Origin of the sequence: Mucilaginibacter celer, assembly GCF_003576455.2 — a bacterium.
In the GTDB taxonomy this organism is placed as follows: Bacteria; Bacteroidota; Bacteroidia; order Sphingobacteriales; family Sphingobacteriaceae; genus Mucilaginibacter; species Mucilaginibacter celer.
Genome location: NZ_CP032869.1, coordinates 2,958,265 through 2,971,092, shown reverse-complemented (window position 1 = coordinate 2,971,092; position 12,828 = coordinate 2,958,265). Strand labels below are relative to the sequence as shown.

Annotated in this window: 11 protein-coding genes; 7 read left to right on the top strand and 4 right to left on the bottom strand. The window is 42.8% G+C overall.

Features of this window, described 5'->3' with window-relative positions:
• Positions 1–60: 60 nt before the first annotated feature.
• Entirely contained in the window at positions 61–939 is an 879-nt protein-coding gene (locus tag HYN43_RS11695; protein ID WP_119411212.1) for a ChaN family lipoprotein, read from the bottom strand.
• A 371-nt stretch (positions 940–1,310) separates the two neighbouring features.
• On the opposite strand from HYN43_RS11695, the gene HYN43_RS11690 reads away from it, so the two are divergent.
• The 5 genes from HYN43_RS11690 to tsaB all read left to right on the top strand — a co-directional run bounded on the left by HYN43_RS11690 (position 1,311) and on the right by tsaB (position 3,757).
• Positions 1,311–1,889, top strand: a complete 579-nt coding sequence (locus HYN43_RS11690) for an ankyrin repeat domain-containing protein (RefSeq protein WP_119409518.1) — start codon at positions 1,311–1,313, stop codon at positions 1,887–1,889.
• Between the two features lie 280 nt (positions 1,890–2,169).
• Positions 2,170–2,328: a 50S ribosomal protein L34 gene (rpmH, locus tag HYN43_RS11685; RefSeq protein WP_083878950.1), complete on the top strand. Its 159-nt coding sequence runs from the start codon at positions 2,170–2,172 to the stop codon at positions 2,326–2,328.
• 45 nt (positions 2,329–2,373) lie between these two features.
• Positions 2,374–2,808: a ribonuclease P protein component gene (locus HYN43_RS30885; RefSeq protein WP_342633832.1), complete on the top strand. Its 435-nt coding sequence runs from the start codon at positions 2,374–2,376 to the stop codon at positions 2,806–2,808.
• A gap of 8 nt (positions 2,809–2,816) precedes the next feature.
• Positions 2,817–3,059, top strand: coding sequence for a membrane protein insertion efficiency factor YidD (gene yidD / locus HYN43_RS11675; RefSeq protein WP_245447260.1), 243 nt, complete (start codon positions 2,817–2,819; stop codon positions 3,057–3,059).
• Between the two features lie 5 nt (positions 3,060–3,064).
• Positions 3,065–3,757 carry a tRNA (adenosine(37)-N6)-threonylcarbamoyltransferase complex dimerization subunit type 1 TsaB gene (tsaB, locus tag HYN43_RS11670; RefSeq protein ID WP_119409516.1) on the top strand — a complete coding sequence of 231 codons (693 nt, stop codon included), beginning with the start codon at positions 3,065–3,067 and terminating at the stop codon, positions 3,755–3,757.
• On the opposite strand, the gene HYN43_RS11665 is transcribed toward tsaB, so the two are convergent.
• Positions 3,758–5,206 (bottom strand): DUF5723 family protein, encoded by a 1,449-nt coding sequence (locus HYN43_RS11665; RefSeq protein WP_119409515.1) that lies wholly within the window; start codon positions 5,204–5,206, stop codon positions 3,758–3,760.
• A gap of 129 nt (positions 5,207–5,335) precedes the next feature.
• The gene (locus HYN43_RS11660; RefSeq protein ID WP_119409514.1) at positions 5,336–6,919 is read right to left on the bottom strand and encodes a hypothetical protein; all 1,584 of its coding nucleotides are present in this window, start codon (positions 6,917–6,919) and stop codon (positions 5,336–5,338) included.
• An 86-nt stretch (positions 6,920–7,005) separates the two neighbouring features.
• Here HYN43_RS11660 and HYN43_RS11655 point away from each other — a divergent pair, with 86 nt between their 5' ends.
• Positions 7,006–7,395: a DUF423 domain-containing protein gene (locus tag HYN43_RS11655; RefSeq protein WP_119409513.1), complete on the top strand. Its 390-nt coding sequence runs from the start codon at positions 7,006–7,008 to the stop codon at positions 7,393–7,395.
• Between the two features lie 6 nt (positions 7,396–7,401).
• Positions 7,402–9,894 carry a replication restart helicase PriA gene (gene priA / locus HYN43_RS11650; RefSeq protein ID WP_119409512.1) on the top strand — a complete coding sequence of 831 codons (2,493 nt, stop codon included), beginning with the start codon at positions 7,402–7,404 and terminating at the stop codon, positions 9,892–9,894.
• Between the two features lie 103 nt (positions 9,895–9,997).
• Here the strand turns inward: priA and HYN43_RS11645 are convergent, their stop codons facing one another.
• Entirely contained in the window at positions 9,998–12,811 is a 2,814-nt protein-coding gene (locus HYN43_RS11645; RefSeq protein WP_119409511.1) for an alpha/beta hydrolase family protein, read from the bottom strand.
• Positions 12,812–12,828: the final 17 nt, after the last annotated feature.

The following is a 12,828-nucleotide window of genomic DNA, read 5'->3' as shown; positions in this document are numbered from 1 at the left end:
GTTCGTGGTTCATAGTAGTTTTTGGTCGTCCATCATGAACTATGAACCACGATCTGTCGGCTACCTTGTTTTCGGCAACCCCGGGTCTGTAAGGATAATATAATCTGCCAGTTTTGTGAATTGGCTCCAATCGGGATTGTTAAAACTATCGTCTGATAAGGAAGTTACGTTCAGCACCCGTATTTTTGAATTGTATTTTTTTAACTGGGCCACTATTCCCAGCTTTTCTTCGCTATGAAAACCTCCGTTTAGCTGAAGTATTTTAAAATCTTTATGTTTTTTATAAAACTGTGCTATTGACCAGGCCATGGTTGCGTCCCATAAATTTTGCGATTGATAGATCTGCATGCCCGGCATAGAAGCATGGCCACCCATAATTTGCACAAATTTATCATAATAGGCACCCGTGGCGGTATCAATAGGTAAGGGTGGGAGATAGCTTTTTGCCTGCTCATCAAGTTGTTTTAAACCATCAAGGCCGAGGCGCGTAACCATATTGGTATAACGGGTAGGAGTGTTGGCGGCTATCACCGGGATCTGATTGGTTTTGGCTAACTCAATCAATGGCTTGTAATCCTTATAATTAGGCCAGGCACGGCCCTCGGTTACCAGGTTTTTTTCGCGGATAAAGCCGGCCAGGTATTCATTCAACACCAGTTGACAATCGGTTTGAAACATCTCCATGGATAGGGCTGCTTTCTGGGGATACTTTTCTGCCAGCTTTTTAAATAGCAGGTATTCGAGATAATGCGCTGTCGAATCATTGTGTTCCTCGCCAAAAAACAACACATCGGCATTTTCTATATCACTAATAATGTCATCTGGCGATATGATTTTTTGCCTTTTGGTGCTGTATATTTTATAATGATTTGTCGGTAGTTCCTGACCGAAAGCAAACATAGAAAACAGCGTTAAAATTAAAAGCAATAAGTATTTCATGAGGATGGCTGAAAGTGTTGAAAGTACACCGAAAAATCTGTTTAGAGCTATTTTGTTTAATTTTTTTTGAGCAGAAATTGTCATGGATTTGTCATGTAGTATTCTTTAAAGAGGTAAGCCGGTAAACTATTAATTAACGGTAAATGTAATTGTTTATTTAAGAAGCCGAAATTTAGCCAATTACGACTGTTCATTTTGTTCATTTTCGTGACGAGAAATGGGTGATGTATTTAATTTTAATGAAAAAAAATTTCAACCATATTTTCCTGAAAATATGGGTAAAGCTAACTCAGCCGAAAATTCTTAATCTCTTTTTTTCGTTACTTGCAATGATTTGTACAACGGAAAGCATTTTAAATTATTGATTATTAATGAAAAAGAGATTTACTTTATTGAGTTTACTGTTGGTATGCTCATTACCCATTTTTGCACAAAACATTTTTACAGCTATTGGCGACAATGATGTTCAGGGCGTTAAATTTTTGCTGAACAGGGGAGTTAACCTGAAAGCTAAAGATCAGAATGGCAATACCCCTTTAATAGCCGCAGTGAAAAACAACCAGGACAGGATTGTAAACCTGATACTGCAAACAGACGTTAAGGTGGATGGCAAGGATGCAGATGGAAATACTGCCCTCATGATTGCAGCCGACAAAGGAAACGATGTATTGGTAGGTATGTTGCTACACTACTATCCCAATACCAACGCGCACAACGCCGGCGGCGCCACGGCCCTGATGATGGCCGTAAACAGCGGCAATGCCAATGCGGTAAAAAGCCTGCTTGAGCACGGTGCCAATCCCAAACTAAAAGATAAGCAGCATAAAGCAGCTATTGATTATGCTAAGGAAACCGACAAGCAACAAATGGCCTCGCTGCTGGATAACACCTACCCGGTAACGGCAAGCATTAAAAACACCGGTGGCACTTACGCCATCCCTTTTCAATAAGCAAGCAGACCCCTATAAGTAAATAAACGAATCAGGTTGATTAAACCGGTTTTAATTTGTGTTAAGCCCTTAAAATTAAGCAATACTAAAACTATTGCTAATTTTAGGGCTTTTGTTTTCGACGCTGTATACCAAGGCAGCTATTTAACAGTTTTTAATGCTGCTAAATGCCTTAGATAAAATATCTTATTTGATAAGAAAAATAGTATTTGAATTAATAAATAAAATAACTACATTTGCGCTCTTGTTTAAAAAAGACGACGAATAGAATAAAATAGCCATGAAAAGAACGTTTCAGCCTTCTCAAAGAAAAAGAAGAAATAAACACGGTTTCCGTGAACGCATGTCAACTGCAAACGGCAGAAGAGTATTAGCAGCCAGAAGAGCAAAAGGCAGGAAAAGATTAACTGTATCTGACGAAGGCAGGCACAAAGCATAATTAAGGTTGCCCTGCCCTTTTTAAAAGGGTTTGGAACCGTTTTATATGCTCACCTCCGGTTCAATAATGGCAACTATGTATACTTTTAAAAAAGAAGAACGGTTATGTAACAAAAGGCTTATAGACAAGCTTTTTCATAGTGGTTCTTCTTTTTTATGTTATCCCTTCCGGGTATCCTGGCTTTTAAACTCTGAGCCGCAGCCTTATCCCGCGCAAATTTTATTTTCGGTTTCAAAAAAGCGTTATAAGCACGCTGTTGATCGTAATACAATAAAAAGATTAATGCGCGAAACCTACCGCCTGCATAAGCAGCAGCAATTGTATCAAACATTAGATATGTGCGATAAAAAGGTGCTGATTTCGGTTGGATATATAGGTAAGGAGATTGAACCCTATCTTTTCTTCGAAAAAAAAATGCTGAAGTTGCTGATCCAGCTAAGTAATGAACTTACTGCCGACAACTTAAAGCAGGCTAATTAAAAGAAGGTATGAAGATGATAGCAAAAATTTTGAAAACACTTGTAGGTGGGATTTTTGTTTTGCTTATCAAAATCTATCAATACTTTATTTCTCCGTTATCGCCCGCTGTGTGCCGGTATACGCCCACCTGCTCGCAATATGGTGTTGAGGCTATCAAAAAGTATGGAGCATTTAAAGGTGGGTGGTTAACTATTAAACGCATTGCCAGTTGTAACCCCTGGGGTGGACACGGGCATGATCCGGTACCTTGAATACTATGAGCACTATCTTACAAATAGAAACCGCAACTACATCCTGTTCTGTAGCGCTTTCGCGCAATGCTGAAGTTGTTAATTTTAAACAGATCAACGCCCGCAACATCCATGCTGAGGTGATTACCCTTTATATTGATGAGTTGCTGGCTGCTCAAAATTTAAATTATAATGAGCTTGATGCCATTGCTGTAAGCAGCGGTCCCGGATCGTATACCGGTTTGCGCATTGGCGTATCAACTGCCAAGGGCTTATGTTTTGCGCTTGATAAGCCACTTATCGCTATCGAAACCCTGGAGGCGATGGCTTATGGTGTTTTAACTGCCGGTGAGTTTGAGCCGCAGGAGGGCATGCTGTTGTGCCCGATGATAGATGCCCGGCGCATGGAGGTGTACACCGCCTTGTTTGATACCGCAGGAAACCGGGTGCGCGAAACAGCTGCCGATATTATAGATGGGCACAGCTTTTCATCATACCTCGAAAATCATAAAATTCTTTTTTTTGGCGATGGCGCCGAAAAATGCAAAACCACTTTAGGCTCAAACCCTAATGCCTTGTTTTTGGATGATTTTGCAAACTCGGCCACGCATCTTACGGTAATGGCCGCAAAAAAATTTAACGCGGGGCAGTTTGAAGATGTAGCTTATTTTGAGCCTTACTACCTTAAAGATTTCATTGCCGGTAAAAAAGCTCTTTAATTACCGGTAGGTTTTAAAGATGCGGCCAAATAACCTGCCGAAAAATCCCTTTTCACCCATTGGTATATAGCTCGCATTCATAGGATGTTCTATCACACGGCCAAACTTTAACGAAAAGCCAAAAAAGATATCAGCACCGGTATAATTGCCCACATGGTTTATTTGCCCGGTATTGTTAAGGGCAGCAAGTGTAAACCGTCCTGTGTTAACCAAACGTTCGGTACCTATAAAAAACTCTGCGTTGGGCGATTTAACCATAAACTGCAGGCCCAGGTTAAAAAGCTTATAATCGTCATAAGTAGCCGTTAATGTACCTACCAGGTTGTTTTTTTGTACCGAGTTTACCCAGGCACCGGTAAAGCCCGAATAAAATAATTCTTTTTGAGCAATAACGGTTGGGAAATACCTTATTGTTTTTTCGTCATCAAACCAATAGTTTTTGGTTACACTTAACTCGGCTTTGGCGTTGGTTTTGGTGTTAAAACCGGTTAAGGTGCCGTTACCGGTAAATAATTTATAACTGGTATTATAAATACTGTCCTCACGGTGTGCGGTATTGATCCCGTTTATCGTAACGGTGTTATTAAAATCAGTAATTAATGAACGTTTACTCCAGTGTATAAAGCCAAGATCTTTAACATTGCCTTGTATGGTTATACCATCCTCGGTACGATAACTGGCACCCATGGTTATTGATGCGCCAGGGTTACGGAAATTTGGCAGAAAATCGCGGCCATCCAAACGCCCGGGTACGTAGCTGTGATAATAGCGACCCTGCATATACACATCTGCACTTTCTTCGCCGTTGATATCCTGGATCCTGTTAAATTGTACTGCCGAGTTTACAACATCAATTTTAGCGTACTGAACACCCGACAGGTAACTTAATTTAAAACCAATGGCCAACTGCTTGTCAATCCGTTCGCGATAAGTGTAGCTTAACTGATCGTAGATTTGCAGTTTATAGTGGTTGTTAAATACGTTTTCGTAGTAATCTTTGGGGAAGGTTTCCGGACCTGAAAAAAAGCGGACCGATTCATCTGTAAGTAAACCTTTTGATTCAACCCTGCTTTGCGCCGAAAAACCCATTTCAACATCGCCGCTCAGGTTAGTGTAAAACTTAAGCATTATCCAGTAGTTGTTTCCGCCTACATTAAAGTGGTTTAAACCGCCTCTGCCCGGAGGAGCTAACGACGATACATCGTAATTGCCGGTAAAAGCGCGGCTTTTTAATGCCCGCTGAGCATTGCCGGTTACATACAGATTAGCATCGAAATTCGGAACAAAAAAGTTAAAAGCTATAGCCCTGCTCGAATCAGGTATAAAAGCCCTTTGCGATGGGTTTTCGAACGAGTCATATAAAGAGCCGGTATTAAATTGTGCGAATTGCTGGGCCGAAGCGGATAGAGAAAAAAGAACGAAAGAGATAATAATAAAGATCTTATTCATATTGTAGCATAACTACCTTTGCTCTCCATTTTATAAAAAACGAAATGGAGTACAGGTAAAACTGTTAAATTTTTACTTTAGTAGTTTTACGAGATTAGCGGGTTATTGTTTTGCAAATACCCTATAAATTTAATTTTTTATCGCACTACTATCAGGAATGCTGAGCTGCATGCAAAAATTGGTGTAAAATTCCTTGTCGGATGTGGCCAGTTGGTAGGCCGCAGCATAGTAGTTTTTCCAGCCATAGCGGCTGTTTTCAAAATCATCAAAAAAAGCCGGTTTTAGGTCGCGTTTCAAAATCGGCTGCATGTTTTTAAAGTGTACAAAAAAGGCCACGTTGCTACGTTCGGCCAGCAAGTTATCAAAACGGGTAAACTGGTCTGTTTTACCAATAAATTTCCGGTTGATGTAGGTATCGTAATAACTCTCCAGCTCCGAAACAGAAGCCGCCAGCACCAGGTAGTTATCCAGGATGATAAAATAAGGCTTCCTGAAAATACTGAAAGCATCGCCCAGTAAAAAGAAAGGCAGTTTTTCATAATTAAACTGGCCCACCTTATCGGTAACCATGTTGCTGATGTTCATCATCAGCGGTAGTAGTTTAGTGCCGTCTTTAACCGAAATAATGGCAAACTTTTCGAAATAACGGGTAGTAACAACTGCAAACTCATTACCCAATAAATTATCAAACTCGGGCTGCAAAAACAGGCCGGCGTTCGCTTTTACATCGGCCAGCAGTTTGTCGCGTTCTGCTCCAACTCCGGCTTTGTTTTGCCAGTTGGCCAGATCGGAGGTAAACTTTACAGCATCCGAGATGGCAAAGCTGGTGCTGTAAGCCGTTGTTGAAGGGAAGATGTCTTTTAAGTGATTAACTATGGGTTGCTGTGCCAAAAAAAGGTTTAAATAACTTGTTGCATTGCCTTGTTGTTTGCTGAAACCATTAAACATGAGCGCATCGCTTTTATAATTTAATGTTAAGGCGCCAAAGGCAGGTAATAACCTGAAGCTTTTAAAAATATCGGTATTCTTATTAAAAAACAGTTGGTTAAATAGCGGGTCGAATTGGCTATAATTAACATAAAGTTCGGCAAGCGAATTGGCGTTCTGCTGCTCGGGCAGCGGTACGAAGTTGTTTTTGTTTTTATCTTCGATGGCGCTATGGTCAATAAGGTCTTTCGAAAAACTGCCCGAAAATATATTGCCGCCTTTTTTAAGGATATAAAAATGTTTGTCGAGCTGTTTGATAAAGATATTATAACCCTGGCTTGCGGCTATCTGCATGGGGGCTATTTGCAGTGCTGATTTGGCAGCGCCGGTTAAAGTAGTAAACATGGCAGCATTAAAGGTTTTTGAGGCTCTTGCCGTTATCAATAGGTTAATATCCTCGTTGTTTGCCGGGTGCAATGAAACAAAAATGTTTTGACCATCAAAAAACTGATTGAGTTGGGGCGATGCAATGAGCAGCTTGCGCAGTGTATCCAGATCGGATAATTTTTCTTCGCCAACAAAGTTTTTTAGCAGCGCACTGCCGTTAAAAATATCGTAAAAGCCCTTTTCGTTATTAAACTCAAATATGGCAACGGCATTGGCCGGGATACTGTGCATAACCTCGCCGGTGCGTACCCCCGGCGGACTCAGATTTTTGAAATATAATACCGTAACCAGCACAGTAGCTATAATCAAAAATATAGTGGTAGCAATCAGTCGTTTCATAGGTGGGTTGCGTAGCAAATATAGAATTTTACCCCGCGCAGTTAAAGTAATACTTTCAATTGGTTAACTTAGCTTTTTATATCTGCATGAACAAACAAATAGTTATCACCGCCTCGTTTTTTGGTATGCTTGCCGTTATAACCGGGGCTTTTGGTGCTCATGGTTTAAAAAACCATTTATTGCCTTCACAGCTTGAGGTTTGGCATACCGCTGTACAATATAATTTTTATCATGTATTTGCCTTGTTATTCCTGGCTGCTTTTGCCGGTAAGCGGGATGGCGGACTGATCTCGGCAGCGCATTACCTTTTTACATTCGGTATCATCCTTTTTTCAGGTTCGTTATACCTGCTCTCGTGTCGTGATTTGCTCGGCTGGAGCTGGCTGAACGTAATGGGGCCGATTACGCCGGTTGGTGGTTTGTTGTTTATTTTAGGCTGGCTGATGCTGGGCCTGGCCGCTATCCGTACCAAATAATATTACATGCTTGAATTTGCTGCCGATATTGAACATACCGATCGTAAAACACTTTTTGCCGAAGTGATTTTACCGCTGGCTATTTCAAAAAATTATACTTACCGGGTACCTTACGAGCAAAATGATGCCATTGCCATTGGTAAAAGGGTAGTAGTGCAATTTGGCAAAAGCAAACTCTATACAGCCATAGTTAAAAGCCTTAGCGAACTGGCTCCCGAAAAATATGAAGCTAAATATATCATCGAGATTCTTGACGACCGCCCGGTAGTAACCCCCCGGCAACTGGAGTTTTGGGAATGGCTGGCCGATTACTATATGTGCAACACAGGCGAAGTAATGAACGCGGCATTGCCTGCAGCCTTAAAACTGGCCAGCGAAACTAAAATTGTACTTAACCCCGAATACGAAATTGATAAGGCTAACTTACACGATAAGGAGTTTTTAATTGTTGAGGCCCTCGAAATACAACCCGAACTTACGGTTAGTGATATTGCCAAACTGCTTGGGCAAAAAACAGTGATGCCGATATTGAAGCAAATGTTTGAAAAAAACATCATCAATATCTCGGAAGAAGTAAGCGACCGTTATAAACCACGGCGACGGACATTCATTATCCTTAACCCGGTTTACAATAATCCCGAGAATCTTCGCGAATTGTTTCCGATATTGGAAAAACGGGCACCTAAGCAGGCTGATGCTTTGCTGGCCTATATCAAACTTTCGCGTCATCAAAAAAATATCACCAAAAACGAACTGATTGAGGAGAGTGGTGCAGGCGAATCGAGTATCAAATCACTGATTGAAAAAGATATTCTTTTTGCCGAAGACAGGAATGTTAGCCGTTTACATTTTGAAGAGGATGATGAGGCCGGCAATACTTTCGAATTAAGCGAGCAACAAACCGAAGTACTGCAAAGTATCCGCACCCGGTTTAAGGAAAAAGATGTTACCCTGTTGCATGGTGTTACCTCATCAGGTAAAACGCAGATCTATATCCGGTTGATTGAAGAGATGGTGCGCAACGGCAGGCAGGTACTTTACCTGCTGCCCGAAATTGCACTTACCACGCATATTATCGAGCGTTTGCGAATGTATTTCGGCGCTGATATTGGTGTTTATCACTCGCGTTTTAATGATAACGAAAGGGTGGAGGTTTGGCAAAAGGTGCTGAGCGGCGAATATAAAATAGTGCTCGGCGCGCGGTCGTCGGTATTTTTGCCTTTTAATGATTTGGGTTTGATTATTGTTGATGAAGAGCACGAAACATCATACAAGCAATATGATCCTGCCCCCCGTTACAATGCCCGCGATGCCGCCATATTTTTAGCAAACCGCCACAACAGTAAAGTACTGTTGGGTTCGGCAACCCCATCGTTTGAGAGTTATTATAATGCCCGCACCCATAAATATGGTTTTGTTGAGCTGACCGAAAGATTCGGCGGCGTTGAGCTGCCTGTAGTTGACGTGGTGAGTATAGCCGCGGAAACCAAACAAAAAACTATCCAGTCGCACTTTACAAGTGTGCTGATGGATGGTATAAAACAGGCGCTGGAAAATAAGGAGCAGGTGATATTATTTCAAAATCGCCGGGGTTATGCGCCTATTTTAATGTGTAAGATCTGCGCTTACACGCCCAAATGTATCAATTGCGATGTAAGCCTTACCTACCATAAAAGCAGCGGTAAACTGCATTGCCATTATTGTGGCTACAAGGAAGACACGCCCAATATTTGCCCGGCCTGCGGCTCGACTCACCTCGAATACAAAGGCTTCGGCACCGAAAAAATTGAAGATGAGCTGAGCGTTTTACTACCCGAGGCCCGCATTGCGCGGATGGATCTGGATACTACGCGGTCGCGAAATTCATTGCAAACTATCCTCAATAATCTCGAAGAGAAAAAGATCGATATCCTCGTCGGTACTCAGATGGTAGCCAAGGGCCTGGATTTTTCCGACGTTACATTGATAGGGATCATCAACGCCGATAGCCTGCTCAAGTTTCCGGATTACCGGGCAAACGAACGTGGTTACCAGTTACTGGCCCAGGTTAGTGGCCGTGCAGGCCGGCGCGGTAAGCAGGGTAAAGTGGTTGTGCAAACCTATGATATTTACCATAGGGTGCTGAAGCAGGTGATAGATAATAATTACGCCGATTTGTATTTTACCGAGATGGAAGAGCGACGCAGTTTTAAATACCCACCGTTTTACCGCATTATCAACCTCGATATCAAACATAAAAATCCCGATGTGCTGGCCAACCAGGCCATATATCTCGCCACACGGCTGCGCGAGCATTTTGGTGAACGGGTGATCGGTCCGGAGCCGCCGTTGGTGAGCCGCATCCGTAATTATTACATCCAGAGCATTATGCTCAAGTTTGAAAAGGATGGCATCTCGATAGTGAAAGCCAAATCTGTTTTGAGGGATGTGATCACGCAATTTCAAACCACAAAACTAAGCACCGGAAGTATTGTGCAGCCGGATGTTGATCCGTATTAGGGGAGCCTTAAGTCGAAAGTTCTAAGTCTTAAGTGGGGAGTTTCAAGTTAACAAAGCAGACATCATCAATTTCGACTCAAGACTTAAGACTTCGGACTTAGAACTACTGACTCATCTCCAAACCCCAATCCTTCCCCTTATCAACAGCCGGAACACCCTTATCCATCCAAACCGGCATCGGCGCTCCTTTTAAAAAATGATCAAAAAACTGCTGTTCGCGGATGGTGATATCCTTGCGGTTTTGGCGTAGCACAAGGTTATGCGCCTCGCCATTATATTGCAGCAGCCATACCGGTTTGCCTAAGCGGCGCAGTGCGGTAAACATTTCAATACCTTGATACCAGGGCACGGCACCATCGGCATCGTTGCTCATGATCATCACCGGAGTTTTTACTTTGGGTAACTGAAACAGCGGCGAATTTTCGAGATAAAGCTCTGGTTTTTCCCAAAGGGTGGCACCGATGCGGCTTTGCGATTTTTCGTACTGAAATTGCCTGTTCAGACCAGATTCCCAGCGTATACCGCCATAGGCCGATGTCATATTCACTACCGGTGCGCCAGCCCAGGCCGCAGCATACATATTAGTTTGGGTGATGAGATAAGCCACCTGGTAACCTCCCCAGCTTTGACCTTGTATGCCAATATGTGCGGCATCAACCCAACTGTTTTTCTTCAACTCCTCGACCCCCGAATTGATAAACTCAACCGCCGAAGCACCCGGGTGACCGTTTTGATAACTGATATCGGGTGCAAATACCAGGTAGCCATTACTTACAAAAAACGAAATAGGAAGACGGGATGGAGTAGGAGCCGGCGCAATGTAATTGTAAAGCCCGTCGGATAGTTTCTCATAAAAATAAACCACCATTGGGTATTTTTTAGTGGGATCAAAGTCCTCGGGTTTGTATAATATTCCGGTTGATTTATAGCCTTTTGGGGTAGTCCATTTTACAAGCCCGGCGGTGCCCCAGTTATATTCATCTTGTTGCGGGTTGATATCGCTCAGTTTGATCTCCTTTTTTAAATCGGACGAAGCATACAGATCGGGCGATAACTGATAGCTGGCCTTGGTATAGATATAGGTATCTGCTTTTTTTGCCTTTAAAAGATTATCATAACTCAAGGGAGCCATTACCACCTTTTCGGGCGGATTTTGGCCGGCGGGCATTTTTTTATAATAGCCCCATTGTTTAGTCTCTTCGTTTTGGGTTAACAGCCACATTGGCTCGTTTAGGGGGATAAATTTTTGTTCCGGATCGGTTTGATCGTACCGGATGATGAGCTTGTTTTTACGACCGATACCATTGGTAAAGTTAAACGCGTCGCCTGTAGCCGGGTCAATGCTCCAGATATCATACCTGTCATAAATAAACACTCTTTTATCCCCCTCCGTCCAACCGGCCAAACCATAGGCCGAGGGATAACCCGGAACATCATTAAGCTCATCTCCCATAGCAGTACCTGCGGATTTACTTAAATTTACGTTCTGCCCGGTAGCAATGGTATAGCAAAACCAGCTTTGCTGCTTTGCATCAAACCACAAAACATAATTGCCATGCGGCGAAATGTAATAACGGGCGAAAGCAGCGCCATTAACCAGCCGGTGATTACCACTTTTGGTATCAATTAAAATAGCCTGCTGTTTGGTGCCGCCTTCCCACTGGGCGGATACGCGGGCCCCGGTGTCAGTAACACCTAATACATAGCGGGCATCTTTATTCTCGGCGGTTAATATTTCGGGGATGGCCTTGCTGCCCAGCTGCACCGTTTTAGGGGAGAGGTCATTGGGTTTTATTACAGCAAGATAGCTCCGTTTTAATTCGGATTGCAGGTTTTTGAGTTGCTGGGGCTGCAGGTAATCATCTTTATAATTCCAGATATCCAGTTTAGCCACCTCAAAATCAACCAGTGTGGTATCGGCTGGTTTGGGGATAGGGGCGGTGCCAAAAAAAAGATTGCCGCCGCTTTTACTGAAGCTAATTTTACCGTCACCACTAACCGCCCATTTATCTGGTACTCCTGCCGAACCTTCGGCCGCGATCACCTCGGCAGTATCTTTGGTTGTATTGTAATAGTACAGTTTAAAAGGTTTAACTAATGCTTTTTCGGGGTTCTTTTCGGCCGAGAATGCTAATTGCCTCGCGGCCTCATCAAATGTTATGTTGTGATAATTGCCTTTGCCTGTGCTTAGCTTTTTTGCCGTATTGCTTTCCGTATCAAATAGATATAATCCGGCGATAACATCCTTTTGCTTTGGCAACGAGCTAACTGCAAAGGCTACCCATTTGCCGTTTTTGCTGATCTGGTATTCGGTAACCTGTTTAAAAATCCGTTCGGTTTTAGCTGTTAGTTTTTTGATGGTAAGGTCAGCCCCCGCAGGAGTGGATGGCGCAATGGTAGCAGCGACGGCTTTTTGGGAGGTATCACCTGCGGCCGGTTTCTTTATAGTATCGGCGGTTGCCAGGTAAGCTAATACCGGCGCATTTTCGGCTATTTTGAATGAGCGGATAGCCGGAAACTTGCTAACCGAATTTGAACCCAATTGAATAATGCCAAGGGTATCCTTAGGAAAGTCGGCTTGCTTTTTCTTTTTGATTTTTGCCTGCCGGGTGTCTTTATAAAATGGGCGGATAAGGCATACGGCAAATTTCGAATCGCCGGTTATTTTTACGGTATCAGCACGTGCGATTTTGAGTGTAGAACTGTTTTTTGCGTCTTTAATAACCAGTTCTGCATCGCCCTGCTGCGGTTTTATAACATAAGCCACCCACTTACCATCATTGCTGATCCGCTGCCCGGCAACGCTTTGCCATCCGTCAAAAACAGAATGATCCAAAGGTTTTTTTGCTGCTTTTTGGGCAGATAGATCAAGCGAAACAAAAAACAAAGCAATTAAAAACAGTAAATGTTTAAGCATAGCAGGCACATGTAAAA

Excerpts from the sequence above, each read along its gene's own strand:
- HYN43_RS11695 (WP_119411212.1), bottom strand. The coding sequence starts at position 939 with ATGAAATACTTATTGCTTTTAATTTTAACGCTGTTTTCTATGTTTGCT.
- HYN43_RS11690 (WP_119409518.1), top strand. The coding sequence starts at position 1,311 with ATGAAAAAGAGATTTACTTTATTGAGTTTACTGTTGGTATGCTCATTA.
- rpmH (WP_083878950.1), top strand. The coding sequence starts at position 2,170 with ATGAAAAGAACGTTTCAGCCTTCTCAAAGAAAAAGAAGAAATAAACAC.
- HYN43_RS30885 (WP_342633832.1), top strand. The coding sequence starts at position 2,374 with ATGCTCACCTCCGGTTCAATAATGGCAACTATGTATACTTTTAAAAAA.
- yidD (WP_245447260.1), top strand. The coding sequence starts at position 2,817 with ATGAAGATGATAGCAAAAATTTTGAAAACACTTGTAGGTGGGATTTTT.
- tsaB (WP_119409516.1), top strand. The coding sequence starts at position 3,065 with ATGAGCACTATCTTACAAATAGAAACCGCAACTACATCCTGTTCTGTA.
- HYN43_RS11665 (WP_119409515.1), bottom strand. The coding sequence starts at position 5,206 with ATGAATAAGATCTTTATTATTATCTCTTTCGTTCTTTTTTCTCTATCC.
- HYN43_RS11660 (WP_119409514.1), bottom strand. The coding sequence starts at position 6,919 with ATGAAACGACTGATTGCTACCACTATATTTTTGATTATAGCTACTGTG.
- HYN43_RS11655 (WP_119409513.1), top strand. The coding sequence starts at position 7,006 with ATGAACAAACAAATAGTTATCACCGCCTCGTTTTTTGGTATGCTTGCC.
- priA (WP_119409512.1), top strand. The coding sequence starts at position 7,402 with ATGCTTGAATTTGCTGCCGATATTGAACATACCGATCGTAAAACACTT.
- HYN43_RS11645 (WP_119409511.1), bottom strand. The coding sequence starts at position 12,811 with ATGCTTAAACATTTACTGTTTTTAATTGCTTTGTTTTTTGTTTCGCTT.